General features: G+C 60.6%; 25 protein-coding genes. 16 read left to right on the top strand and 9 right to left on the bottom strand.

Translation table 11 applies throughout. The annotated features are described in order from the left end of the window. Nucleotides 1-37: 37 nt before the first annotated feature. Nucleotides 38-475 (top strand): CBS domain-containing protein, encoded by a 438-nt coding sequence (locus tag ACXYMO_RS02965; RefSeq protein ID WP_458877878.1) that lies wholly within the window; start codon nt 38-40, stop codon nt 473-475. Nucleotides 476-549: 74 nt separating this feature from the next. Then, nucleotides 550-1,044 carry a pantetheine-phosphate adenylyltransferase gene (gene coaD, locus ACXYMO_RS02960; protein WP_458877161.1) on the top strand — a complete coding sequence of 165 codons (495 nt, stop codon included), beginning with the start codon at nt 550-552 and terminating at the stop codon, nt 1,042-1,044. A gap of 108 nt (nt 1,045-1,152) precedes the next feature. Here coaD and ACXYMO_RS02955 read toward each other — a convergent pair whose 3' ends face one another. Further along, entirely contained in the window at nt 1,153-1,296 is a 144-nt protein-coding gene (locus ACXYMO_RS02955) for a hypothetical protein (RefSeq protein ID WP_458877160.1), read from the bottom strand. A 74-nt stretch (nt 1,297-1,370) separates the two neighbouring features. Beyond that, entirely contained in the window at nt 1,371-2,375 is a 1,005-nt protein-coding gene (gene gap, locus ACXYMO_RS02950; protein ID WP_458877159.1) for a type I glyceraldehyde-3-phosphate dehydrogenase, read from the bottom strand. A 182-nt stretch (nt 2,376-2,557) separates the two neighbouring features. Between gap and ACXYMO_RS02945 the strand changes: the two genes are divergently transcribed. Further along, entirely contained in the window at nt 2,558-3,532 is a 975-nt protein-coding gene (locus tag ACXYMO_RS02945) for a DUF808 domain-containing protein (RefSeq protein ID WP_458877158.1), read from the top strand. A 66-nt stretch (nt 3,533-3,598) separates the two neighbouring features. Here the strand turns inward: ACXYMO_RS02945 and ACXYMO_RS02940 are convergent, their stop codons facing one another. Beyond that, the gene (locus ACXYMO_RS02940) at nt 3,599-4,150 is read right to left on the bottom strand and encodes an HPF/RaiA family ribosome-associated protein (RefSeq protein WP_458877157.1); all 552 of its coding nucleotides are present in this window, start codon (nt 4,148-4,150) and stop codon (nt 3,599-3,601) included. 160 nt (nt 4,151-4,310) lie between these two features. Here ACXYMO_RS02940 and ACXYMO_RS02935 point away from each other — a divergent pair, with 160 nt between their 5' ends. Further along, a complete protein-coding gene (locus tag ACXYMO_RS02935) occupies nt 4,311-4,736 on the top strand; it encodes a DUF2267 domain-containing protein (RefSeq protein ID WP_458877156.1) in 426 nt (141 codons plus the stop codon). 72 nt (nt 4,737-4,808) lie between these two features. Here ACXYMO_RS02935 and tkt read toward each other — a convergent pair whose 3' ends face one another. Beyond that, nucleotides 4,809-6,827, bottom strand: a complete 2,019-nt coding sequence (tkt, locus tag ACXYMO_RS02930) for a transketolase (protein WP_458877155.1) — start codon at nt 6,825-6,827, stop codon at nt 4,809-4,811. Between the two features lie 256 nt (nt 6,828-7,083). On the opposite strand from tkt, the gene ACXYMO_RS02925 reads away from it, so the two are divergent. Both ACXYMO_RS02925 and ACXYMO_RS02920 read left to right on the top strand, forming a co-directional pair. Next, nucleotides 7,084-7,614, top strand: coding sequence for a hypothetical protein (locus ACXYMO_RS02925; protein ID WP_458877154.1), 531 nt, complete (start codon nt 7,084-7,086; stop codon nt 7,612-7,614). Beyond that, nucleotides 7,614-8,015 (top strand): cell division protein ZapA, encoded by a 402-nt coding sequence (locus tag ACXYMO_RS02920; protein ID WP_458877153.1) that lies wholly within the window; start codon nt 7,614-7,616, stop codon nt 8,013-8,015. The genes ACXYMO_RS02925 and ACXYMO_RS02920 overlap by 1 nt, the downstream gene beginning before the upstream one ends. Before the next feature lie 170 nt (nt 8,016-8,185). Here ACXYMO_RS02920 and grxD read toward each other — a convergent pair whose 3' ends face one another. The 4 genes from grxD to ACXYMO_RS02900 all read right to left on the bottom strand — a co-directional run bounded on the left by grxD (nt 8,186) and on the right by ACXYMO_RS02900 (nt 12,386). Continuing rightward, on the bottom strand, nt 8,186-8,548 hold the full coding sequence (gene grxD, locus ACXYMO_RS02915; RefSeq protein WP_458877152.1) for a Grx4 family monothiol glutaredoxin: 363 nt from the start codon (nt 8,546-8,548) through the stop codon (nt 8,186-8,188). Nucleotides 8,549-8,624: 76 nt separating this feature from the next. Next, nucleotides 8,625-8,861 (bottom strand): BolA/IbaG family iron-sulfur metabolism protein, encoded by a 237-nt coding sequence (locus tag ACXYMO_RS02910; protein ID WP_458877151.1) that lies wholly within the window; start codon nt 8,859-8,861, stop codon nt 8,625-8,627. A gap of 143 nt (nt 8,862-9,004) precedes the next feature. After that, complete coding sequence (gene purL / locus ACXYMO_RS02905) at nt 9,005-11,164, bottom strand: phosphoribosylformylglycinamidine synthase subunit PurL (RefSeq protein WP_458877150.1); 2,160 nt, start codon at nt 11,162-11,164, stop codon at nt 9,005-9,007. 316 nt (nt 11,165-11,480) lie between these two features. Beyond that, complete coding sequence (locus tag ACXYMO_RS02900; RefSeq protein ID WP_458877877.1) at nt 11,481-12,386, bottom strand: LysR family transcriptional regulator; 906 nt, start codon at nt 12,384-12,386, stop codon at nt 11,481-11,483. Nucleotides 12,387-12,572: 186 nt separating this feature from the next. Between ACXYMO_RS02900 and ACXYMO_RS02895 the strand changes: the two genes are divergently transcribed. The 10 genes from ACXYMO_RS02895 to ACXYMO_RS02850 all read left to right on the top strand — a co-directional run bounded on the left by ACXYMO_RS02895 (nt 12,573) and on the right by ACXYMO_RS02850 (nt 24,089). Further along, the gene (locus ACXYMO_RS02895) at nt 12,573-15,995 is read left to right on the top strand and encodes an indolepyruvate ferredoxin oxidoreductase family protein (RefSeq protein WP_458877149.1); all 3,423 of its coding nucleotides are present in this window, start codon (nt 12,573-12,575) and stop codon (nt 15,993-15,995) included. Between the two features lie 78 nt (nt 15,996-16,073). After that, nucleotides 16,074-16,952: a lysophospholipid acyltransferase family protein gene (locus ACXYMO_RS02890; RefSeq protein WP_458877148.1), complete on the top strand. Its 879-nt coding sequence runs from the start codon at nt 16,074-16,076 to the stop codon at nt 16,950-16,952. A 6-nt stretch (nt 16,953-16,958) separates the two neighbouring features. Continuing rightward, nucleotides 16,959-17,768, top strand: a complete 810-nt coding sequence (gene murI / locus ACXYMO_RS02885) for a glutamate racemase (RefSeq protein WP_458877147.1) — start codon at nt 16,959-16,961, stop codon at nt 17,766-17,768. Between the two features lie 131 nt (nt 17,769-17,899). Further along, complete coding sequence (argC, locus tag ACXYMO_RS02880) at nt 17,900-18,928, top strand: N-acetyl-gamma-glutamyl-phosphate reductase (protein ID WP_458877146.1); 1,029 nt, start codon at nt 17,900-17,902, stop codon at nt 18,926-18,928. A gap of 24 nt (nt 18,929-18,952) precedes the next feature. Beyond that, nucleotides 18,953-19,399, top strand: coding sequence for a cytochrome c maturation protein CcmE (gene ccmE, locus ACXYMO_RS02875; protein ID WP_458877145.1), 447 nt, complete (start codon nt 18,953-18,955; stop codon nt 19,397-19,399). A gap of 144 nt (nt 19,400-19,543) precedes the next feature. After that, complete coding sequence (locus ACXYMO_RS02870; protein ID WP_458877144.1) at nt 19,544-20,155, top strand: holin-associated N-acetylmuramidase; 612 nt, start codon at nt 19,544-19,546, stop codon at nt 20,153-20,155. Then, on the top strand, nt 20,146-20,724 hold the full coding sequence (locus ACXYMO_RS02865) for a holin family protein (protein ID WP_458877143.1): 579 nt from the start codon (nt 20,146-20,148) through the stop codon (nt 20,722-20,724). The genes ACXYMO_RS02870 and ACXYMO_RS02865 overlap by 10 nt, the downstream gene beginning before the upstream one ends. Nucleotides 20,725-20,809: 85 nt before the next feature. Continuing rightward, nucleotides 20,810-22,765 (top strand): heme lyase CcmF/NrfE family subunit, encoded by a 1,956-nt coding sequence (locus tag ACXYMO_RS02860; RefSeq protein WP_458877142.1) that lies wholly within the window; start codon nt 20,810-20,812, stop codon nt 22,763-22,765. Then, a complete protein-coding gene (locus ACXYMO_RS02855; RefSeq protein ID WP_458877141.1) occupies nt 22,762-23,241 on the top strand; it encodes a cytochrome c-type biogenesis protein in 480 nt (159 codons plus the stop codon). The genes ACXYMO_RS02860 and ACXYMO_RS02855 overlap by 4 nt, the downstream gene beginning before the upstream one ends. A 71-nt stretch (nt 23,242-23,312) precedes the next feature. Beyond that, entirely contained in the window at nt 23,313-24,089 is a 777-nt protein-coding gene (locus ACXYMO_RS02850) for an enoyl-CoA hydratase-related protein (protein WP_458877140.1), read from the top strand. A 128-nt stretch (nt 24,090-24,217) separates the two neighbouring features. Here the strand turns inward: ACXYMO_RS02850 and gltA are convergent, their stop codons facing one another. Continuing rightward, nucleotides 24,218-25,516 (bottom strand): citrate synthase, encoded by a 1,299-nt coding sequence (gene gltA / locus ACXYMO_RS02845; protein WP_458877139.1) that lies wholly within the window; start codon nt 25,514-25,516, stop codon nt 24,218-24,220. Between the last annotated feature and the right edge of the window lie 2 nt (nt 25,517-25,518).

Raw genomic sequence — 25,518 nt, 5'->3', positions numbered from 1 at the left:
CTTGGGTCAGCGAATGAAAATTACGGAGGTAGAAGGCGTGCTTGTCCAACAGATTCTGAAATCAAAGTCGACCTCGGGTGTTCTGACAATAAAATCCGATGCCTGCGTTGCCGATGCGGCCAAGGTTCTGGCCGAAAACCGGATCGGGTCTGTCGTGGTTTCGGACGATGGCGGTGAGACCGCGATCGGCATCCTGTCGGAGCGTGACATCGTGCGCGAACTTTCCAAACGCGGGGCCAGTTGCATGGAACAGCCCGTCAGCGCCTTTATGACCCGCAAACTCGTGACCTGCACCAGCCAGTCCAGCGCGCAGGACATCCTGGGAATGATGACCGACGGCCGGTTCCGCCACATGCCCGTGGTGGAAGAGGGCAAGATGGTCGGGCTGGTCACACTTGGCGACGTGGTCAAGGCGCAGCTGTCGGAAATCTCGATGGAAAAAGAGGCGCTTGAACACATGATCATGGGCCATTGAGGCGGCCCGGCACTTGCATTTTTCTGTCAGGAATGTTTGCGTGCGCAGCATGACTTTCAAGGCAGGAGGATGCCATGCGCGTGGGGCTGTACCCAGGGACCTTTGATCCGATAACCTATGGGCACATCGACATTATTCGTCGGGCAACCTTGCTGGTGGATAAGCTTGTCATCGGTGTCGCCATCAATCGCGACAAGGGCCCCTTGTTCAATCTCGAAGAGCGCGTTGCCATGATCGAGGCCGAATGCGCGAAGCTGAGCGAGCAGACCGGCACGCAAATCATTGCGCATCCTTTCGAAAACCTGCTGATCGACTGCGCCCATGATGTCGGCGCCCAGATCATCGTGCGCGGTCTGCGCGCGGTGGCGGATTTCGAATATGAATTTCAAATGGTCGGCATGAACCGTGCTCTGGACGAAAGTGTCGAAACCGTATTCCTTATGGCGGATGCGCGCCATCAGGCGATTGCTAGCAAGCTGGTCAAGGAAATTGCCCGGCTTGGCGGGGACACGTCGAAATTCGTCACCCCGCTGGTCGACGAAGCCCTGAAAAAACGTCTGGGCAAGTGATCGCGGCGCTAACCTGACCCAAGTGCGCGTGCTGCGCACGCATTCCCTTTCTTGATTAGCAAGCGGATGGGCAAGTCTTTTGCGTCACCGGTGGGATCCCGTGGCGGTTTAGCGCCAGAACGCGATCCATTCGATCAGTTCGAACAGCTTTTTGCCGAGAAAGACAAAATTGTCGGATCCCGCCAGCAGGGCGCTGACCACAACGGCAATCAAAATCAACGCGCCCAGCACAAAGGCGATCTGGTTTGTCATCTCGGCCCCCGCATGAAAAAAGCCCCGGCAGATATGCCTGACGGGGCCGTGTTTCACAAGTGGGGCCAGAGGGCTTAGCGGTTGAGACGGCCCATCGCCGCGGCCACATCGGCCATGCGTACCGAAAAGCCCCATTCGTTGTCATACCAGGCCAGGACACGCACCATGCGCCCGTCGATCACGCGGGTCTGGTCGGGCGCGAAGATCGAGCTTTCCTCGGTGTGGTTGAAGTCGATCGACACCTTGGGTTCGGGATCATAGGCAAGAACCTTGCCCATCGGGCCAAGGGCCGCGGCGGCCACGGCTGCGTTCACCTCTTCCGCGGTGACCTCGCGTGCGGCCCGGAATGTCAGGTCGACGGCCGAGACGTTGGGCGTGGGCACGCGGATCGCTGAACCGTCAAGGCGCCCTTTGAGGTTGGGCAGAACCTCACCCAGGGCCTTGGCGGCACCGGTCGAGGTCGGGATCATCGCCATTGCGGCGGACCGTGCGCGGTAGAGGTCACTGTGACGGCGGTCCAGGGTCGGCTGATCGCCGGTATAGGAATGGATCGTGGTCATGATGCCACTTTCGATGCCGATGGCCTCGTCCAGCACCTTGGCCAGCGGCGCCAGACAGTTTGTGGTACACGACCCGTTGGACACCATGGTATCGCCGTGGGCCAGCGTATCGTCGTTGACGCCATAGACGATGGTTTTCTGCACGTTCTTTGCCGGCGCCGAGATCAGAACCGATTTGGCCCCCTGATCGAGATGAACGGCGGCCTTTTCACCGTCGTTGAAATTGCCGGTGCATTCCAGCACCACGTCACAGCCGGACCAGTCCAGTTCCTTGGGATCATAGGTCGAGAACATCTCGATCTCGCCCCGGCCCAGATCCAGTGTCCGATCACCGACGCGGATGTCGTGACCGAACCGGCCATGGATGCTGTCATAGCGCAGAAGGTGCGCTGCGGTGTCCAGCGGGCCGGTTGCGTTTGCTTTGACCACACGAATGTCGTTTCGACCGCTGGCCGCAATATGGGACAGGGTGCAACGGCCGATCCGGCCAAATCCGTTGATACCGACATTGATGGTCATGACATGAGACTCCGAATGAACTGGCGTTGTGCGGGATATAGACATCCGCGCCGTGTGGCTAAAGGGAAAAAACGACGCATTATGAGCGTGTTAGCGCAAACTTGGGCCGGTTGCGCTAACGCTTGCCCCTGATTGGGGATAAGGTAATGTTGGAAACGTAAAAAAGTTTGGGGAATGAGCATATGAGTGGCCTGTTGGCTTTGTTGGATGACGTGGCAGGAATTGCAAAGGTCGCGGCCGCATCTGTTGATGACATTGCCGCGCAGGCGACCAAGGCCGGGGCCAAGGCCGCCGGCGCGGTGATCGACGATGCCGCGGTGACACCGAAATATGTGCACGGGTTTGAGGCCAATCGCGAATTACCGATCATCTGGCGCATTGCCAAGGGGTCCTTCAAGAACAAGCTGATTTACTTGCTGCCCGCAGGGATGCTGCTGGCGCAGTTCGCGCCGTTTTTGATCGCGCCGCTGCTGATGCTGGGGGGCGCGTACCTGTGCTTTGAAGGGGCGGAGAAGGTATATCACCTGTTGGTGCCGCATGACACGCATCAGGTTTTTCCCGAGGACGCACCCGGCGATCCCGCGCATCTGGAAGAACAGAAAGCCGCGGGCGCGATCAAGACCGATTTCATCCTGTCGGCCGAAATCATGACCATCGCGCTGGCCGAAATCCCGCCAAGCAACATCTGGATGGAGGCGGCGACGCTGGCCATCGTGGCAATCGGGATCACGATCGCGGTGTATGGCAGCGTCGCCCTGATCGTGAAGGCCGATGACTTTGGCCTTTACCTTGCCGAAAACGGGCGGTTCTCACCAACCCGCCGGTTCGGAATGGGCATCGTTCGGGCGATGCCCGGGTTGATGAAGGTCCTGACGACGGTCGGCACCGCCGCAATGCTTTGGGTGGGCGGATCGATCATCATCCACGGGTTCCACGAATTGGGCTGGCATCTGCCCTACGAGTGGATTCACCATCAGGCCGAGGTGGTTTCACATATGGTCAGTGGCCCGGTCGATTTTGTGAAATGGCTGGTGACCGCAGCGCTGGACGGGCTCTTCGGTTTGGTATTGGGGATGCTGTTGATCCCCATCGCTCTCAAGGTGATCAAGCCGCTGTTCCTGATGGTTGCTGGAAAGCCAAAACCTGACGCTCACTGACGCGCTCAGCCCATCCCGAATACCCTGGATGATCCGGCCGCGCGGCGCGCCGGATCATCCGGTTGTTTAGCTTCGCAGTGACAGGTTGACGGCATAGGGCCCTTTTTCACCATCCATTCGCGAGAAATGGAGCGTGCTGCCGACCGAAATATCATCCCATTCCTCGGTCGCCATGCTGTCGCGCTGAAAATAGAGCTCTTCACCGCCGGGCGTTTCGAGAAATCCGAACCCGTCGGTGGGAAAGACGTCGACAACGGTGCCTTGTGCCTTTTCCGGATGGCTTTTGACCTGAACCGGATCGTGGCGGTGCAGTTGGCCCAGCAACTGACGCCGGGCGGTATTGAAACTGTCACGCAGGGCAACGCGCAGATCCTCGTGGGCATTCACGTCACCCGGTTTACGGTTCACGATCACGCGGCCCGTTGGCACCTCGATTTCGATCGAGACGTGATGGATATGGCCCTTGGTCCCCTTTTGATGAGGCTGTTCCACAATGACGCGGCACGACGTGATCCGGTTATGCACCTGTTCCAGTTTGGCGATCTTGTCTTTGATCACATCAAGAATATCGGGGGTGGGGTCCAGACCCCGAAACGAGATTTGCGGTTCATGTTCCATAGAATTGCCTTTCCTCGAAGCTGCGATTTAACCAATCTTGGACCGGAAGAAACGGGTTGGCGATGATTTGAGTCAAATTGACCACGGCTGACCCACATCAAAGCCAGCAGCGTCGAAATCGGGTCCAATTGCACGTCTGAAATCCAAAACGGAGGCGAACATGTCGGCCTATGGACTGAAAATAATTGACGATGCGGTGCACACAACGAACGCATGGCTGAATGATCTGGACGCACGGATCGGTTGGGACCACAAGCAGAGGTCCTATCGGTTGCTGCGCTCTGTCATGCATGTGATCCGGGATCATCTGAGCGTGGACGAAGCCGCGCAACTTGCCGCGCAACTGCCGCTCTTGATCCGCGGGATCTATTACGAGGGGTGGAACCCGTCCAAGACACCGGCGAAAGAGCGCAAATCGGATGGATTCATCGCGCGGGTGCAGGCCGATTTCGTCACCGACCCACTAGATGACGCGCCAGACCTCATCGCCGCGGTTATGGCCGTGTTGCGCGCCCATGTGTCGGGCGGCGAGATGAACCAGGTTGAAGCGACGTTTTCAAGTGAAATCAGGGAGATGTTTGGCTGACTTCAGCGCGCCCCAATGAAATAAGGGGGCCTGCGGGCCCCCTTGAGTATCATGGTATGACCGGGGTGTGGATCAGCCCATCAGGTCCTTGACCTTGGCAACTGTTGCCTCGGCGGTGATGCCGAATTTTTCATACAGAACTTCGGCCGGGGCCGAGGCGCCAAAGCTGTCCATCCCGATGAACCCGGACTTGGACTCGCGGCCACGCTCGCCCAGAAGCCAGCGATCCCAGCCCTGACGCACCGAGGCTTCGATCCCGACGCGGACCGCACCGCCAGGCAGAACCTTGCGGCGATAAGCTTCGTCCTGCGCGGCGAACAGTTCCATGCAGGGCATGGAAACGACGCGGGTGCCGATGCCTTCGGCCTCAAGCGTTTCGCGCGCCTGAAGGGCGATTTCGACCTCCGACCCGGTGGCGATCAGGATGACCTGCCGCTTGGCCGTGGCGTCGGCCAGAACATAGGCGCCCTGAGCGGTCAGGTTTTTTTGCTTATGTTCGGTGCGCACGGTCGGCAGGTTCTGACGGGTCAGCGACAGGACCGACGGTGTTTCCTTGGAGGTCAGCGCCAGTTCCCAGGCTTCGGCCGTTTCGATCGTGTCGGCCGGGCGGAAAACCCAGGTGTTGGGCGTGGCGCGCGAAATGGCCAGGTGCTCCACCGGCTGGTGGGTGGGGCCGTCTTCGCCCAGACCGATGCTGTCATGAGTCATGACGAACACGGTGGGAATACGCATCAGCGCGGCAAGACGCATCGCCGGGCGTGCATAGTCGGTGAAGCACATGAACGTGCCGCCATAGGCGCGAATGCCGCCATGCAGGACCATGCCGTTCATCGCCGCGGCCATGCCGTGTTCGCGAATACCGTAGTGGATATAGCGCCCCTTGCGGTTTTCCGGCAGGAACACGCCCAGATCGCCGGTCTTGGTGTTGTTCGACCCGGTCAGGTCGGCCGAGCCGCCGACGGTTTCGCCCATCACCGGGTTCACGACCTCAAGCACCATTTCGCTGGATTTCCGCGTGGCGACCTTGGGAGCGGCTTCGGAGTTCTGCTTTTTGAGCGCCTTGATCACGGCGGAGAGACGCTTGGGCGCTTCGCGGGCATAGGCGCGGTTGAATTCGGCCTGCCTGCGTTCGCTGATGCTGGCAAACCGCTCTTCCCACTCCGCACGCGCCGCTGAGCCGCGCGACCCGATGGCCTCCCAGTCTTTCTTGATGTCGGTGGGCACGTCAAAAGGTCCGGTGGTCCAGCCATAGGCGGCCTTGGCATCCGAAATCAGTTGTGGATCGGTCAGGGCGCCATGCCCCTTTGACGTATCCTGAGCCGACGAGCCAAGCGCGATATGCGTCTTGCACGCGATCATCGAGGGTTTGCGGCTTTTGCGCGCGGCGGTCAGCGCCTCGTCGATGGCTTGCGGATCGTGGCCGTCGATTTCGATGACATGCCAGCCCGAGGCCTTGAACCGCATGGCCTGATTGGTGGCGTCCGCAATGTCGACGGTGCCGTCGATGGTGATGTTGTTGTTGTCCCACAGGACGATCAGCTTGCCCAGCTGATGACGCCCGGCCAGGGTGATGGCCTCTTGGCTCACCCCTTCCATCAGGCAACCGTCACCCGCGATCACATAGGTAAAGTGATCAACGACCTTCTTGCCGTACTGGGCGCGTTGGATTTCTTCGGCCATGGCAAATCCGACGGCATTCGAAATCCCCTGACCCAGCGGGCCGGTTGTGGTTTCGACACCCGAAGCATGGCCATATTCCGGATGGCCCGCGGTGCGCGCGCCCCACTGGCGGAAATTCTTGATCTCGTCCAGTGTCATGTCGGCATAACCGGTCAGGTGGAGCAGCGAATACAGCAGCATCGAACCGTGCCCCGCCGACAGGATGAACCGGTCGCGGTCGGGCCAGTTGGGGGCAGAGGCATCAAACTTGAGATGTTTTTCGAACAGGACCGTGGCGACATCGGCCATTCCCATCGGCATGCCCGAGTGGCCGGAATTGGCGGCGTGAATGGCGTCAAGCGTCAGCGCGCGGATAGCGGCGGCCTTTTTCCAGTGATCGGGATTTTTCTTGCGAAGGTCTGAGAGGTCCACGGAACTGTTTCCTTTGGCTTTTGCGGCTGTTTGTGAGGTGAATAGCAGCGGATTGCCAAAGATCAAGCAATAGCGCGGCAAGGTTTCGCCGCTACCTGAGGACTGCGCCGCAAGTCTCTGAAATCAAAGGGTGGGAATTTGTCCGTCGCATTGGCTAAACTGCGCCAAAGGCCGGAGGCCGCGCCGATTCGCTTTTTGCGGCGGTGGCAGGTGCAAAACGGTTTACCGCGTCTGACAGGACAAAATGGTGAGGGGCATGAGTAACATCGAGGAATTGCAGAGCCGGATTACCGCCGCCATGGACAAGATTGGCGCCGGGATCGAACTGATGGGGCAGCGCCCGGCCGAGGCCGGCGACACCACCGCACTTTCCGAGGCGCTGGAAGCGGAAAAGCTGGCCAATGCGCAGCTTGAGGAACGGTTGCGCGCCCTGCATACCAAGCATGACGATGAAATGGCCGCTTTGCGGGCTGAACTGGACCGCTCGGACGAATTGGACCGGCTGCGTGCCGAGATGCAGACGCAATCCGAAGCCATGGTTCGACTTGACGGCGACGTTCAGCGCCTGCGCCAGGCCAATGAACAGCTGCGCAACAGCAACGCATTGCTGCGCGACGCGAATGAGGCCGGGGTCGGGGAGCCGCATCTGATCAACAAGGCGATGTTGTCTGAACTGGAAGGTCTGCGCGCCGCGCGGGCCACCGATTCAGCCGAGGTGGCGGCGGTTCTGGCCAAGCTCGAACCGATGCTGAACAGCCCGCATCTGACCGAAGGGGAGGAACAATAATGCCCGAAGTCACAATTCAAATCGGTGGCCGTGGATTTGACGTCTCCTGCCAGGAGGGCGAAGAAAGCTACCTTTATTCCGCTGCCAAGATGCTGGATGACGAGGCCCAGGTCCTGTCCGACCAGATCGGGCGCATGCCGGAATCGCGCATGTTGCTGATGGCGGGGTTGATGCTGGCGGACAAAACAGCCTCGGTCGAGGATCGCATCCGCGAAATGGAGGCCAAACTGGCCGAGAAAGAGGCCGAGCTGGACCAGCTGCGGGATCAGCCGGCACCGACGCCGGACCGGATCGAAGTGCCCGTGGTTCCGCCTGCGGTGACAGATACGCTGGCCGAACTTGCCGCCCGCGCCGAAGCATTGGCAGCGGCGGTCGAGGAAAAGACCTCAGCGCAGGGCTGACCCGGCAATCGTTCTAGGTATTTGGAAAGATTGAGTGCCGATGCAATGCGTCGGCCTTTGCGCCCGTCTTTGCGGGGTGCACTCGTGGGATTTTTACCCCTGACAGGGGCGCTTTGCGGCCCCCCGGTTTCCGGGGGACCGCAGATGTCTGATTGGAGCCGTGGAAACGCTCAGCCGTTGGCTTCGCGGATCTTGTTGGCGGCGTCCTTGTCATAGGCGACGCCGTTTTCTTCAAACAGCGTGTCGAGTTCGCCCGACAGGGTCATTTCGGTGATGATATCACACCCGCCCACGAATTCGCCTTTGACATAGAGTTGCGGGACGGTCGGCCAGTCGGAAAAATCCTTGATCCCCTGACGGATGGCTTCGTCGGCCAGCACGTTCACATCGGCGAAATCCACGCCCATGTAATTCAGAACGCCGGCCACGCGGGAGGAAAACCCGCACTGGGGCATTTCCTTGGTGCCTTTCATGTAAAGCACCACGTCGTTTGCTTTGATCGTGTCGCTGATCTGTGTGGCTGTGTCGGTCATTCGCGGTTTCCTTTGGTCCGGTTTTTCGTTGCAGGCGCGCGCAGCGCGCGATCCGAAGAAATGAGTTGAATAGGCTTTAGTCAGGGGCCCGGGTGGTCAGGGCCAGCGCGTGCAATTCGCCAGCCGAGCCATCCATCTTGCCCTTGAGCGCGGCATAGACGGCGCGTTGCTGTTGAACCCGGTTCTTGCCCCGGAAACTTTCGTCGATCACCATGGCGGACATGTGAACACCGTCTTCGCCGGCGACCTCAATCTGTGCATTCGGAAAGCTTTCGCGCAGGAGGTCTTCGATTTCATGGGCTTGCATTGGCATTTGTGGCTCTCCTGAAGGTCTTGGATCAGATGTAGGATGATGATTGCAGCGGCGCAAGGGAGCGTTGCATTACAAACCTTTGGCGCGGCGTTCGATGCGGGGCGATATCGCCCCGCATGTCTAAGGTCAGGACATGTTGCGGATCAAGCGACCGCAGCGGCAAAGCTGGTGCGGAAGAGATCAGCCAGATCGCTCAGGGGGGCCTCGCTGTGGCCGATGCGGACCGTGTCGCCGGTGAACTTACCCACGCTGGTGACGGTCACGCCAGCCGCCGACGCGGCGGACATCAGCGCCTCGGCCTGATCGAAGTTGCATGCCACGAGATACCGGGCCTGATCCTCGCCAAACAGGAACTCGGTCGGGGCATCGTCAAGATGCACGCCAACGCCCGATCCCTCGGCCAGTTCAAATGCCGCCAGCGCCAGACCGCCATCCGACAGGTCAGTGCAGGCCTTGATCAGGGTGCGGTTGTCGCGGATGAAATCGCCGTTGCGCTTTTCCGCGTCCAGATCGACATGGGGCGCATCGCCGTCTTCGCGGTTGAACACCTCAGCCAACAGGGCGGATTGGCCCAGATGCCCCTTGGTCTCACCGACCAACAGGGCAACGTGACCTTCGCGGACCTCGTCGCCGATAATGTCATCGGTATGAGCCAGCAGGCCAACGGCGCCGATGGTGGGCGTCGGCAGGATGCCTTTGCCATCAGTTTCGTTATAGAGCGACACGTTGCCCGACACGATGGGCATATCCAGCGCCAGACAGGCCGCGCCTATGCCTTTGATTGCGCCAACGAATTGGCCCATGATCTCGGGCTTTTCCGGATTGCCAAAGTTCATGTTGTCGGTGGTGGCCAGCGGTTTCGCCCCCACTGCGGTCAGGTTGCGATAGGCCTCGGCCACGGCCTGGGCGCCACCCTGATAAGGGTTCGCCTTGACGTAACGCGGTGTCACGTCCGACGTGAAGGCCAGCGCCTTGTCTGTGTCATGCACCCGCACGATACCCGAGCCGAGGCCCGGAGTGCGCGCGGTGTCGGCCATGACCATGGTGTCGTATTGTTCATAGACCCACTGTTTCGCCCCATAGTTGGGCGAAGCCAGCAAACCGCGCAGCGCATCAATGGGGTCGAGTTGCGGCACGTCGCCCAGCGGTTCGGCGGCGGGGGTTTCCACCCAGGGGCGGTCGTATTCCGGGGCCGACCCCGACAGGGTGGCCAATGGCAAGTCAGCCATGACCTTGCCGTTGTGGACGACGATGAACCGGTCCTCGGCGATGGTTTCGCCAACGATGGCGAAATCAAGGTCCCATTTGTCGAACACGGCGCGCGCCTCGGCCTCAAGCTCGGGCTTGAGAACCATGAGCATGCGTTCCTGGCTTTCCGACAGCATCATTTCATAGGCTGTCATGTTTTCTTCGCGCTGGGGCACGTCATCGAGGTTCAGCTTGACGCCCAAGCCGCCCTTGTCGCCCATTTCGACGGCCGAGCAGGTCAGACCCGCCGCGCCCATGTCCTGGATCGAGATCACGGCGCCGGTCGCCATCAGCTCCAGCGTCGCCTCCATCAGGCGTTTTTCGGTGAACGGATCGCCAACCTGAACGGTGGGGCGTTTTTCTTCGATCGTGTCGTCAAATTCGGCGCTGGCCATGGTGGCCCCGCCAACCCCGTCGCGGCCAGTTTTTGCGCCCAGGTAGACGACCGGCATTCCGACACCCGAGGCCGCGGAATAGAAAATCTTGTCACTGTCGGCCAGACCGGCGGCAAAGGCGTTCACGAGGCAGTTGCCGTTATAGGCCGGATGAAACCGCACTTCGCCCCCGACGGTGGGAACGCCAAAGCAGTTGCCATACCCGCCGACGCCTTCGACCACGCCATTCACAAGGCGGCGGGTTTTGGGGTGATCGGGTTCGCCAAAGGACAGCGCGTTCATCGCCGCGATCGGGCGCGCGCCCATGGTGAACACGTCGCGCAGAATGCCGCCCACGCCGGTCGCGGCACCCTGATAGGGTTCGATGTAGGAGGGGTGGTTGTGGCTTTCCATCTTGAAGACCACGCACTGACCATCGCCGATATCGACGATGCCGGCGTTTTCGCCCGGTCCGCAAATGACCTGCGGGCCCTCGGTCGGCAGGGTGCGCAGCCATTTCTTGGAGGACTTGTAGGAACAGTGTTCATTCCACATGGCTGAGAAAATTCCCAGCTCGGTGAACGTGGGTTCGCGACCGATGATGTCGAGAATACGTTCGTATTCATCGGGCGAGAGCCCGTGTGCTGCAATCAGGTCTGTCGTGATCTGCGGCTCGTTCATAGGTACCCCCGGCGCGCGAAATTTGCCGTCTATGTAGGGCAAGCCGTGGCAAGGGGGAAGGTGGGCAGGGGGCATAGGCGACGTTTTTTCGCGCCTTTTCGTTCACCGGCGGACAAAGAATGCCAATGGCAGGCATGAGTCCATGCAGTAAAAAAAAGGCCGAGCACTAAGCTCGGCCGAAGTCCAACAGGGAGGTAGAAAGTGATGCACAACAAAGCACATCTGCTTTCTGATGCTCATTTAGGCAGCGAAATGTGGCCATTCAAGGACCAAAATGCCGCAGATGCAGCATTGCCGCCATGCGTTTTTTGCATGTCTAGATTTTTCCTATCCGTCTCAATTGCTTGCGATGTGCAATAATCTCGTCCTGAACGAAATCGCGGAAGGCGGAAACCCGCATTGATTGGCGCAATTCCTCGGGATAGGCAAGGAATACGGGCACATCGGCTGATTCTATTTCCGGCAGAATGCGAACCAGATCCGGGAAATCCTCAACCACATAATCGGGAAGAACGCCGATTCCGAGGTTATGAATGACGCCCTGCAGGACCCCGAAATAGTTGTTCACGTTCAACAGGGAATGCGGGTTGTAGGCCATCAGATGCTGCACCAGCGAAGCACCGGCGCCAACCTGGGCCGAAGACGTGTTCTGGCAGATCAGCCGGTGATCGGCGATGTCCTCCATCTGCGTGGGCGTGCCGTTGCGATCGAGATAATCGCGCGACGCGTAAAGAAGCATCTGCACCGTCATGAGACGTTTGCGGATCAGGTCGGCCTGACTGGGTTCCTTCATGCGGATGGCGACATCGGCCTCGCGCATTGGCAGGTCCAGGACCCGTTCCTCCAGCATGAGATCGATCTTGAGGCCGGGGTATTTTTCATAAAGTTTGGGCAACCGCGGGACGAGCCAGAGGGTCCCGAACCCGAATGTGGTGGTGACGCGCAATTCACCGAACACCTCGTCTTCGCTGTCGCGAATGCGGGCGGCGGCGGCTTCGAGCCGTTTGGACATCGACCGCGTTGCGTCAAACAGCAACTCGCCCTGTTCCGTCAGAATCAGGCCCCGCGCATGGCGGTGGAAAAGCGTGGTGTTCAGGCTATCTTCCAAGGCACGGATTTGACGGCTGACTGCGGATTGGGACAGATTCAGCCGGTCACCCGCGTGGGTGAGGCTGCCGGCATCGGCCACCGCGTGGAAGATTCGGAGTTTGTCCCAGTCCATGTTCTGTTCTTTCGGCATATGGTTTGCATACTGATTAAGTCACAATTTTGCCTATATATATGGAATGAGCCCCGGTTATGCACGACTTGTATGCAAGTTCGTTGCTACCTTTTTCCTATACAGGTCAGACATTGTGACCTAACATAGGCAAACACGTGTACTTTGTCCGTCGTTGGGAGGCGCCAGATGAGCACTCAGAAAATTTCGCTGAATGATCGATTCGACCTAAGCAAAAGCCCGGTCCTTTTGAACGGAACCCAGGCGCTGGTCCGGCTGGTTCTGATGCAAAAGGAACGGGACCGCGCCGCCGGGTTCAATACCGCCGGGCTGGTGACCGGGTATCGTGGATCGCCCCTGGGGGCGGTGGACATGCAGATGACCCGCGCCGCCAAGCAACTGGCCGAACATGATGTGACCTTTCAATTGGGGTTGAACGAGGATCTGGCCGCAACCGCCCTGTGGGGCGCGCAGCAGGCCGAGTTGCGGGGCGAAGGCAAATACGACGGCGTGTTCGGCCTGTGGTACGGCAAAGGCCCGGGCGTCGACCGGTCCGGCGATGTGGTGCGTCATGCCAACATGGCGGGCACCAGTCCGCTGGGGGGCGTGATCATGGCCATGGGCGACGATCATACCGGAGAATCGAGCACCACGTTGCACCAGTCGGAATGGGCGCTGATGGACGCCTATATGCCCATCGTCAGCCCGGCGGGGGTTCAGGAAATTCTGGACTATGGCATCTATGGTGTTGCCCTGTCACGGTTTTCCGGTCTGTGGGTCGGTTTGAAGACGATGAAGGACACGGTCGAGGCGACATCGGTCGTTGACGGTGATCCGCACCGGATGAAGCTGATCGAACCGCCGTTCGACATGCCCGAGGGCGGGCTTAATATCCGTCTGGTGGATGACCGTGTCCCACAAGAGGCGCGGCTGATCGATTACAAACGCTTTGCTGCCGAAGCGTTCGCGCATGCCAACAAGATCGACAAAAGGGTCTGGGGCAAGCCTGGCGCCAAAATCGGGTTTGTCGCGGCGGGCAAGAACTGGCTGGATCTGGTGCATGCGCTGTCCCTGCTGAACATCGACGAGGCCGAGGCCGAGCGGCTGGGAATAACCACGTATAAGGTGGGGCAGGTGTTCCCGCTGGACATGAAGGGATTCCATGACTGGGCCGAGGACCTGGACCTGATCGTGGTTGTCGAAGAAAAGCGCAAGCTGATCGAGGTGCAGATCAAGGAGGCGATCTTTGACGACCGTCAGGGGCGGCGCGTCTGGGGCTGGCACAAGGGGGGCGGTGCGGGGTCGATGCATGGCCCCGAACTGTTCCCAAGCCGTTGGGCGCTGGACCCGATCATGATTGCCGAAAAATTGGGCGGTATCCTGATCGAGGAGGGGCGCGAGACCGACGGAATTCGCATAAGCCTTCAGGCGCTGAGCGATGCACGCCGAAACGACAACGCCGAAGAGATCGCATCGCGCCTGCCGTATTTCTGTTCGGGATGCCCGCATAACACCAGCACCAAGGTGCCCGAAGGCAGCCGGGCCTATGCCGGGATCGGGTGCCATTTCATGGCGCAATGGATGGACCGCGACACTCTGGGCTATACGCACATGGGGGGCGAAGGGGCCAACTGGATCGGCGAGGCGCCGTTTTCGAAAACCCCGCATGTGTTCCAGAATCTTGGCGACGGGACCTATAACCATTCGGGCATTCAGGCGATCCGCGCCGCCGTGGCCGCCAAGACCAACATCACTTACAAGATCCTGTACAACGATGCCGTGGCCATGACCGGTGGCCAGCACAACGAAGGGGATCTGGACGCCCCGCGCATCGTGGCCGAACTCAAGGCGATGGGAATCAAGAACCTGGCCGTTGTTTATGACGAAAAGGAAGACGTCGATTTTGCCGCGTTTCCCGCCGACGTGCCCAAACATGAGCGCGCCGAGCTGATGACCGTGCAAAAGGCATTTACCAAGGTGCCCGGCGTATCGGCCATTGTTTATATTCAGACCTGCGCCGCCGAAAAGCGCCGCCGCCGCAAGCGGGGCACCTTCCCGGATATCGACAAGCGTGTGTTCATCAACACCGACATTTGCGAGGGCTGTGGCGATTGCGGGGTGCAATCGAACTGTGTTTCGATCGTGCCCAAGGAAACCGAACTGGGCCGGAAACGCGCGATCGATCAATCCTCGTGCAACAAGGATTTTTCCTGTCTCAAGGGCTTTTGCCCGTCTTTCGTGACATTGGAAGGCGCAACCATCCGCAAGGAAGCGACGACCGACCTGCACCTGCCGGACTTGCCGCAGCCCGAATTGCCTAAGATCGACGGCACCCATAACGTAGTGATCACCGGCGTGGGTGGAACGGGCGTGGTGACCATCGGGGCCGTGCTGGCGCAGGCCGCTCAGATCGACGGCAAGGGCGCAGGCATGATGGAAATGGCGGGACTGGCGCAAAAGGGCGGCGCGGTCCACATCCACTGCCGACTGGCGGAACGCCCCGAGGACATCAGCGCAATTCGCGTCGCCACCGGCGAGGCGCATGCGCTGATTGGAGGGGATTTGGTGGTTTCGGCCGGGGCCAAGACACTGGGCCTGACCCGCACCGGTCAGACCGGCGCGGTGGTCAACAGTCATGAGATCATCACCGGCGATTTCACCCGCGACACTGAATTTTCGCTGCCCTCCGACCGGCTGGAACTGGCGCTTGAGGCGCGGTTGCAAGACAAGGTCGATCTGTTTGATGCCTCGGATTTGGCCAAGGCGACGCTGGGCGACTCCATTTTCTCGAACATGATGGTGTTTGGCGGCGCCTGGCAGCGTGGGTTGATCCCGCTGAGCCATGAGGCGATCACGCAGGCCATCGATCTGAACGGGGCGGCGGTGGAACGAAACCTGCGCGCGTTCGAGATCGGACGCTGGGCCGTACTGCACCCCGAGGAGGCGGCGGCGTTGCTGCAGCCCAAAGTGGTCGAACTGCCCAAGACACCAGAGGACAAGATCGCCTATCGCGCCGACCATCTGGTGGCCTACCAAGGCGCAGGACTGGCCAAACGCTATCGCGCGATCGTCGATCAGGTCAGCGATCCGCGCCTGAAGGAGGCGGTCGCCAAGGGATATCACAAGCTGTTGTCCTATAAGGATGAATACGAAGTCGCCCGCCTGTTGCTGACTAGTCAGGAAAAGGCCGCGGCCGAATTTGACGGCGATTTCCGCATGACGTTCCATCTGGCCCCGCCCATTCTGGGCGGCAAGGGGCCGGATGGGCGCCCAAAGAAACGCGCCTTTGGGCCGTGGATGGCAACGCCGCTTCGGGTTTTGAGTTCTTTGAAAGGACTGCGCGGAACGGCGCTGGACCCGTTCGGATACAGTGCCGAACGCAAGATGGAGCGCGCGCTGATCGCTCAGTACGAGGCCGACATGAAAGAGGTTTTGCCCAAGGCCACGCCTGACACGATGGACGCGATTGTGGCCCTGGCGGCATTGCCGCTTGATATTCGCGGCTTTGGACCGGTGAAACAGGCCAACGAGGCCAAGGCCGCCAAGAGGCGCGAAGAGTTGCTGGCCGCGATCCGGCAGGGCGGCGACGGGGTGGCGCGCGCAGCGCAATAAGACCGTCACGACAATGTCATGCAGGCTGGGCAAAGGTCTTTTGCATGCCTATTTTGCGGCTGCAGGATGGAGAACGCCATGCCTACCAGACGCCATATCGCGCGCGAGATCAGCTATGCCCATTCCGCCCGGTCGCGGAGTGGGCGGGCAGTGATCCGGCTGCTGGAAAATTCAACCGGTCGTCTGCGCCTGATCCGGCGCGCGGACGGGTATGAACAGGATCTTGCCGCGGGGCGCGATTTCTGGTCGGTCATGGTGGACCGGTACGGGCTGTCCCTGAACGTCACGGGCGGATCGCTTGCGAATATTCCGGCCAACGGACCGCTGATCCTGATTGCGAACCATCCTTATGGCATTCTGGATGGGCTGATGATGGGCCATATCCTGGCCCGGACGCGCGGTGATTTTCGCATTCTGGCGCACCGGGTGTTTCGCAAGGCGGACGATCTGAACCAAGCGATCCTGCCAATTTCTTTTGATGACACGAAAGAGGCCGTGGCGCAAAATGTCCAGACGCGCAAGGACGCGCTGAGGTATTTGGGGCAGGGCGGCGCGATCGGTGTGTTCCCGGGTGGCACGGTCAGCACCGGCGCAAAACCCTTTTCGCACCCGATGGACCCCGGGTGGCGGGCGTTCACGGCGCGCATGATTGCCAAGTCCGATGCGGTTGTAGTTCCGGTTTTCTTTGACGGACACACATCGCGCCTGTTTCAGATTGCCAGCCATTTGCACAGCACGTTGCGGGTGGGCCTGCTGATCCAGGAATTTCGCAAACGGGTGGATACGCCGGTGGAAGTGGTGATCGGCACTCCCATTCAGCGTGACGTTTTGACCGAAATGGGCGCAGACTCCAAAGCGATGATGGATTTCCTGCGCAAAGCGACGTATGAGCTTTCTCCATCACCTTTGCGGGCCGACGAGATCGGCTTTGAATTCGAGGAACGGCATCGCGCCTGAGACACTATGGCCATAGGTATTTTTGATTCCGGACTGGGCGGTCTGACCGTCCTGGATGCCGTGCAGAAACGTCTGCCGGACGTGGATTTCGTGTATTTCGGTGACAACGCCCATGCGCCCTATGGGGTGCGGGATGCCGATGACGTGTATCAACTGACCATGCGCGCGGTCGAGCGGTTGTGGGAGGCGGGGTGCGATCTGGTGATCCTGGCCTGTAACACCGCAAGTGCTGCGGCCCTGCGGCGTATGCAGGAAGAGGGGCTGCCCAAGGGCAAGCGCGTTCTGGGCGTGTTCGTCCCGTTGATCGAGGCGCTGACCGAACGCCAGTGGGGCGATAATTCGCCGCCCCGCGAAGTAGGCATCAAACACGTGGCCCTGTTTGCGACGCCTGCCACCGTGGCAAGCCGCGCATTTCAGCGCGAGCTTGCCTTTCGCGCCATTGGCGTGGATGTCGAAGCACAGGCCTGCGGCGGCGTGGTGGATGCGATCGAGGATGGCGACATGATCCTGGCAGAGGCGCTGGTGCGCAGCCATGTGGATGCGCTGAAACGCAAGATGCCCCATCCCGAGGCCGCGATTTTGGGCTGCACCCACTATCCGCTGATGGAAAAGGAATTTCAGGCCGCCCTGGGCGAGGACGTGAAAGTGTTCAGCCAGGCCAATCTGGTGGCTGAGAGCCTTGCCGATTACCTGGAGCGACACCCCGACATGCTGGGCACGGGTGCGCCTGGCTATCTGACCACGGGCAACCCCAAGCGGGTCAGCGACCGGGCAACGCAGTTCTTGCGACGACAAGTGACGTTTACCGCCGCCTGAGGCCGCAACATACCTGTGCAATCCCCATTGCATGGCGCGACGAAATCCTGAAAAGATGCGCGGAAGGTCCCGGGCGGGACAGAAAAATTCGCGCTGATACTTACATCAAGAACACGGGAAAGAGGTCTGATATGACCCATAAAATCGCAATTCTGGGCGCCAGCGGATATACCGGCGCCGAACTGGTCCGGCTGATCGCGGGACACCCGAATATGGAGATCGTCGCCCTGTCGGGGGAGCGCAAGGCCGGGATGAGCATGGCCGACGTGTTCCCTCACCTGCGTCACCTGACCCTGCCGACCCTGTGCAAGATCGACGAAATTGAGTTTTCCGGGGTGGATTTGTGTTTTTGCGCCTTGCCGCACAAGACCAGCCAGGAAGTGATCCGCGATCTGCCCAGGACGCTGAAAATCGTCGATCTGAGCGCTGATTTCCGCCTGAGGGAACCGGCGGAGTATGAAAAATGGTACGGAAACCCCCATGCCGCGCTGGAGCAGCAGGGTGAGGCGGTCTACGGGCTGAGCGAGTTTTACCGCGACGAGATCCGCGCCGCACGGCTGGTGGCGGGAACCGGATGCAACGCGGCCACGGGGCAGTTTGCCCTGCGTCCGCTGATTGCGGCCGGGGTGATCGATTTGGATGAGATCATTCTGGACCTGAAATGCGCCGTCTCGGGCGCAGGCCGGTCGCTGAAGGAAAACCTGCTGCATGCAGAGCTGAGCGAAGGCTATAACGCCTATGCCATTGGTGGCACGCACCGGCATCTGGGCGAATTCGATCAGGAATTCAGCGCCCTTGCCGGGCGGCCCGTAAAGGTGCAGTTCACGCCGCACCTGATCCCGGCGAACCGGGGCATTCTGGCGACCGTCTATGTGCGCGGCGATGCCAGGACCATCTGGGACACGTTCAACGCGGCCTATGAGAGCGAACCGTTCATCCAGGTGTTGCCCTTTGGCGAGGCGCCCAGCACCCACCACGTGCGCGGCTCGAATTTCTGTCATATCGGCGTCGCCGGTGACAGGATCGAGGGCCGCAGCATCGTGATCGCGGCGCTGGATAACCTGACAAAAGGTAGCAGCGGGCAGGCGTTGCAAAACGCCAACCTGATGTTAGGTGAAGAGGAAACAGCGGGTCTGATGATGGCGCCGCTGTTTCCCTGAGGCTGGAAATCCGGTGAGGACACGATGAAAAACCTAAAGAAACAACGTCGTATTCAGGTGATTTTAGTGGCCGTCGTCGCATTGGTGGTGAGTACCGGGTTGATCGGCTATGCCATGCGCGATGGGATCAATTTCTTTCGCGCACCCAGCCAGGTGATGGCCGAGCCGCCCGCGCCGGGCGAGGTTTTCCGGCTGGGAGGTCTGGTCGAAGAGGGCAGTATCGAGCGCGGGCAGGGTCGGGCGGTCCGGTTTCGCGTGACCGATGGCGGTGCGACGGTCCCTGTGGTTTTTGCCGGTGTGCTGCCGGATCTTTTTGCGGAAAACCAAGGCATGATCGGCACGGGCGTTTTCGTGAACGGCGTGTTCGAGGCCTCGGAAATTCTGGCCAAGCATGACGAGAACTATATGCCTGCCGAAGTGGTGGATGCGCTGAAGGATCAGGGCGTTTACAAGGAACCCGGAGAAGGTTGAACGCCCTTTCGGGCGTGCCTCCGGCGGGAGTTTTTCTGGCAAGATGAAGAGGATGGGCGCGCCCTTGCGGGGAGCGCGCGCATCAGTTGAGCGGTGTTAACCCGGTTTTGACAGCCTGTTGATGGTTCAACATGGAGATCCGGGATGCAAAGCGTGCGCGAGATTGCTGAAGAGATCGTGGCCCGAGAAGGTGGATATGTGAATGATCCCGACGATCCGGGAGGGGCGACGAAATATGGCGTCACCATTCACACCATGCGGCGATTGAAGCTGGATCTGACAGGGGATGGCGCGGTGAGTGCGGCGGATGTGCGCGCGTTGAGCCGGGCGCAGGCGGTGGATATTTTCATCACCCATTATTTTCAGCGCCCACGTATAGCGGAAGTGCCGGGGGCGCTGCAGCCCAGCCTGTTTGACATGTACGTAAATGCCGGCGCCAACGCGGTGAAGATCCTGCAGCGTTTGCTGCGTGAAATGGGATATGCGGTGGCCGTGGACGGGGCGATCGGAATGCAGACTTTGAGCGCCGCGCGGGAAGCGGCGGCGCCTGATGTCATGGCGCTGCGGGATGCCTATGGTGTGGCGCGGCGCAACTATTATTTCCGCCTTGCGGATGGGCGCCCGGCCAGCCGCAAATACGCCCGGACCCGCAAGGGCACCAAGGGCGGATGGATACGGCGGGCCGAAGATTTCATGTCGCCCCGGTATCATATGAGTGCGGCTGAATTTCAGCGGAGGGTTGCGGCATGGGGGTAATCGACGGGCTGTTCGGGTTGATCTTTGGCAACGGGCGCAACGTGGTGCGGGAAACGGCCGAAGTGTTCATCGAGAATGCCGAGGCGGGCGCGGCGCGCGGGGCCACGGTTCAGGCCCAGTCGATGAGCCAGTTCGGGGCCGAATTCGCGGTGCCGCGCCGAGGCGGGTTTGATCGGTTCATGGACGGGGTCAACAGGTTGCCACGCCCGGCGCTGGCGCTGGGGACGATGGGGTTGTTCGTTGCGGCCATGGTGGATCCGCTGTGGTTTGCGGCCCGGATGCAGGGGATCGCGCTGGTTCCGGAACCCCTCTGGTGGTTGCTGGGGGTCATTGTGTCCTTTTATTTCGGGGCGCGGCATCAGACCAAGGCGCAGGATTTTCAACGTGATATAGCCGTGACGATGGCGCGGGTGCCTGAGGTCATGGAGAATATCACGACCATCGACGCCTTGCGGGGCGAGAGGATAGGGGGGGCTGACACGGGCGCCGATGCGCGCCTGTCCGTTGCCGCGGTGACGCCCGAACCCAACCCTGCGCTTGAGGATTGGAAGGCGCTGCGGCGGGCCTGACATCAGGCCAAGGCGCGACAATGTGAACAGGCAGGGGTGGTGAAATCCGTTGGCTCCGGCGGAGAGGTTTGTCATATAGTGGGGCATGATTACAGAACTCGGTCACTTCGCCCTTATTCTCGCCTTTTTGATCGCCATCGTGCAGATGGTCGTGCCGATGGTGGGCGCCCAGAAACGCTGGCCGGGCTGGATGGCTGTGGCCGAACCTGCTGCGAACATGCAGTTCCTGATGACGGCATTTTCCTTCGCGGCCTTGATGCATGCGTTCATTACCTCGGATTTCTCGCTCAAGCTGGTGGTCGACAACAGCCATTCGGCCAAGCCGTTGCTCTACAAGATCAGCGGAACCTGGGGGAACCACGAAGGCTCGATGCTGCTCTGGGTGCTTATCGTCACGCTGTTCGGTGCCATGGCCGCCTGGTTCGGGGGCGGGTTGCCGCCGGGTTTGCGCGCGCGTGTCCTGTCGGTGCAGGCCGCGATTGCAGTGGCGTTTTTCGCCTTCATCCTGTTCACGTCGAACCCGTTCCTCCGCCTTGCGGTGCCGCCCTTTGACGGGCAGGATCTGAACCCGCTGTTGCAGGACCCCGGTTTGGCATTTCACCCGCCGTTCCTGTACTTGGGATATGTCGGGCTGAGCATGGCGTTTTCCTTTGCTGTCGCGGCGCTGATCGAGGGGCGGATCGATGCCGCCTGGGGGCGCTGGGTGCGACCCTGGACGCTGGCGGCGTGGATTTTCCTGACAATCGGCATCGGGCTGGGAAGCTGGTGGGCCTATTATGAACTGGGCTGGGGCGGCTTCTGGTTCTGGGATCCGGTCGAAAATGCCAGTTTCATGCCCTGGTTGCTGGCGGCGGCCTTGCTGCATTCCGCCATTGTCGTCGAAAAGCGCGAGTCGCTGAAAAGCTGGACGATCCTTTTGGCCATCCTTGCCTTTGGGTTTTCGCTGACCGGTACGTTCATCGTGCGGTCGGGCCTTTTGACCAGCGTACATGCCTTTGCCAATGATCCTGAACGCGGCAGGTTCATCCTGTTCATTCTGGCGTTTTTCACCGGCGGGGCGCTGATCCTGTTTTCGCTGCGCGCCAGCGCAATGCAGGCACGGGGCGTCTTCAGCATGATCAGCCGCGAAAGCGCGCTGCTGGCGAACAACGTCCTTTTGGCCGTCAGTAGTTTTGTGGTCTTCGTCGGAACCATGTGGCCGCTGGTGGCGGAGATGCTGTTCGAGCGCAAGCTGAGCGTCGGGCCGCCCTTTTTCAACATGGCCTTCACGCCGTTCATGGTGCTGTTGGGGATCATTCTGCCGTTGGGCGTCTTGCTGCCGTGGAAACGCGCGCGGCTTGGCCGGGCGGCGTGGTCGCTGCGTTATGCCTTTGGCTTGGCCGTGGCGCTGGGGCTGCTGGCTTGGGCCATGCAGACCGGGCGCAGTGCGCTGGGGCCCGCGGGCCTGTTCCTTGGGTCCTGGATCGTATTCGGGGCCATGGTGGACCTGTGGGTTCGTGCCGGGCGGACACCGGCCCGTCTGCGGCGCCTGCCGCGGGCTGACTGGGGCCGCGCCTTTGCCCATTCGGGTCTGGGGGTGACCATGTTCGCCATTGCGGGCCTGACCGCGTGGGAGATGGAAGATACGCGCGTCGCCCAGATCGGGGAACGTTTCGAGGTCGGCGCCTTTACCCTGACACTGAACGATGTCACCGAGGGCAAGGGGCCGAATTACTTTGTGACCACGGGCGATGTGACCCTTAGCAAGAACGGCAGCCCGATTGCCGAACTGAACCCGGAAAAACGGCTGTATCCGGTGGCGCGCATGCCGACCACCGAGGCGGCCATCGATTACCGGTTCCTGCGCGACGTCTACGTGGTGCTGGGGGATCAACAGGACAATGGCGGCTGGGTCGTGCGTACCTATATCAAGCCGCTGGCCGGCTGGATCTGGGCCGGGTGTCTGATGATGGCATTTGGCGGTGGTCTGTCGCTGAGCGACCGGCGGTTCCGGGTGGCCGCTGGCGCACGCAATCAAGCGCAACCGGTCCCGGCAGAATGATCCGGCTTGTGACCTTGTTGCGGGCGGCGCTGGTTGCTGTGCTGATGGCCGGGATGGCCGCGCCGCTGGCGGCGGTACAGCCTGACGAAGTGCTTTCGGATCCGGCGCTTGAGGCGCGGGCCCGGGAGCTGAGCAAAGAGCTGCGCTGTCTGGTCTGCCGCAACGAAAGCATCGATGAAAGCAATGCTGAACTGGCGCGCGATCTGCGCCTGTTGCTGCGCGAACGCCTGGTCGCCGGTGACACCGACGCCGAGGTGATTGCGTTCATCGTCGATCGCTATGGCGAATACGTTCTGCTGCGTCCAACGACCACCGGGGCCAACTGGCTGTTGTGGGCGGCGGGTCCGTTGATGCTGTTGCTGGCGGCAGGCGTGGGGGTGATTTACCTGCGGGGCCGCGCAAGCGCGCCGAACAGCCCCGAGTCCGGACTGAACACGGATGAGCAGGAACGACTGCGCCAGATTCTCAAGGATTGACGCGCAGTTTCTCTTCCCTCCTGCGTCGGGTTGCGTCAGGTTGCGCCTGATACATACCGGGAGGCCGCAACATGGACTATCAAACAATCACATTGGATATCACGGATGGCGTGGCCGTTCTGACGCTGAATCGTCCGGACAAGATGAACTCCCTCACGGCGCAGATGCGGGCCGAGGTTGCCTTTGCCATGCGCGACGCGGCGCAATCAGCCCGGGTGATTGTTATGACCGGCGCGGGGCGTGCCTTTTGCACCGGGCAGGATCTGGGCGATACGGGCGATGCCACCAAGATGGATTTGGAGCGTACGCTGCGCGACGAATACGCGCCGATGCTGGAAGCGATCTATGACTGCCCAGTGCCGACCATTGCGGCCGTGAACGGGCCCGCGGCCGGCGCGGGGGCGAACCTTGCCCTGTCTGCGGACGTGGTGATTGCAGCCGAAAGTGCCTATTTCCTGCAGGCCTTTACGCGGATCGGGTTGATCCCGGATGCGGGCGGCACATGGTTCATGCCGCGTCAGATGGGCATGGCCAAGGCGATGGGCGCGGCCCTGTTCGCCGACAAGATCAGCGCCCGTCAGGCCGACGATTGGGGCATGATCTGGGAAGCGGTGGCAGACGAAGCCTTTGACGCCCATTGGCGGGCCCGCGCCGACCAGCTGGCCAAGGGGCCAACCCAAGCCTATGCCGCCGTCAAGCAGGCCATCCGCGGCAGTTTTGAAAACTCCCTCGAGGACCAGCTTTCGACCGAGGCGCAATTGCAGGGCAAGTGTGGCGCGTCACGTGATTTTCAGGAAGGCGTTGTTGCTTTCATGGAAAAACGTCCAGCGGTCTTTGAAGGCCGTTGAGCCCCTGTGGGGCGGTGTCACGGACCGTCTGTCGATCGGGACCTTCGCCAGAAAAATCGGTGTCCGAATAAGAAACGCCCCAAAGCTAGGCTCGGGGCGTTTCTTTATTTGGTCGTTCGCCGCGCGATCTAACTGCGGTTTTCGATATCCACGTAATCTCGCTCGGTTTCCCCGAGGTAGAGCTGGCGCGGGCGTCCAATCTTGTTCTGTGGATCGGCAATCATTTCCTTCCACTGCGAGACCCACCCCACGGTGCGCGACAGCGCGAAGATCGGGGTGAACATCGAGGTGGGGAAACCCATCGCCTCAAGAATGATGCCCGAGTAGAAGTCGACATTCGGGAACAGTTTCTTGTCGGCGAAATACGGATCGGCCAATGCGGCGGCTTCCAGTTCCTTGGCAACCTGCAGGGTGGGGTTGTCGTCAACGCCCAGCAGGTCGAGAACCTCGTCAGCCGATTGCTTCATGACCTTTGCGCGCGGGTCGAAGTTTTTATAAACCCGGTGACCAAAGCCCATCAGGCGGAACGGATCGTCCTTGTCCTTGGCGCGGGCGATGTATTCGGGGATGCGGTCGGGCGTGCCGATTTCCTGCAGCATTTCAAGGCAGGCCTGGTTGGCGCCACCGTGGGCCGGCCCCCAGAGACAGGCGATACCAGCCGCGATACAGGCAAAAGGGTTCGCCCCCGAAGACGACGCCAGACGCACGGTCGAAGTCGACGCGTTCTGTTCGTGATCCGCATGCAGCGTAAAGATGCGATCCATCGCGCGGGCCAGGATCGGGTCCACGACATATTCCTCGGCCGGAACCGAGAAACACATGTGCAGGAAGTTGGCCGCATAATCCAGATCGTTGCGCGGATACACAAACGGCTGACCAATCGAGTATTTATACGCCATCGCGGCGATGGTCGGAACCTTGGCAATCAGGCGCATCGCGGCGACTTCGCGCTGCCAGGGGTCGCTGACATCGGTACTGTCGTGATAAAACGCCGACATCGCGCCAACAACGCCCACCATGGTGGCCATTGGGTGCGCATCGCGGCGGAACCCGCGGAAGAAATTGTGCATCTGTTCGTGCACCATCGTGTGGCGCGTGATGCGTGTTTCGAAATCTTCCAGCTGGGCGGCGGTGGGCAATTCGCCATTCATCAGCAGATAGCAGACCTCGAGATAGTGCGATTTTTCGGCCAGCTGATCGATCGGATAGCCACGATGCAGCAACTCGCCCTTGTTGCCGTCGATGAAGGTGATGGTGCTGTCACAGCTTGCCGTCGAGGTAAAGCCGGGGTCGTAGGTGAAGACGCCTGCCTGGGCATAGAGCTTGCGGATGTCCACAACATCGGGACCAGCCGTTGGCGAAAAGATCGGCAGTTCATAGGATTTGCCGTTCACGCTTAGCGTGGCTGACTTGGTCGATTCGGTCATTT

The sequence above is a fragment of the Arenibacterium sp. CAU 1754 genome (genome assembly GCF_054482635.1).
The sequence above is the reverse complement of the archived record's forward strand: the minus strand, read 5'-3'. Positions and strand labels throughout refer to the sequence as shown.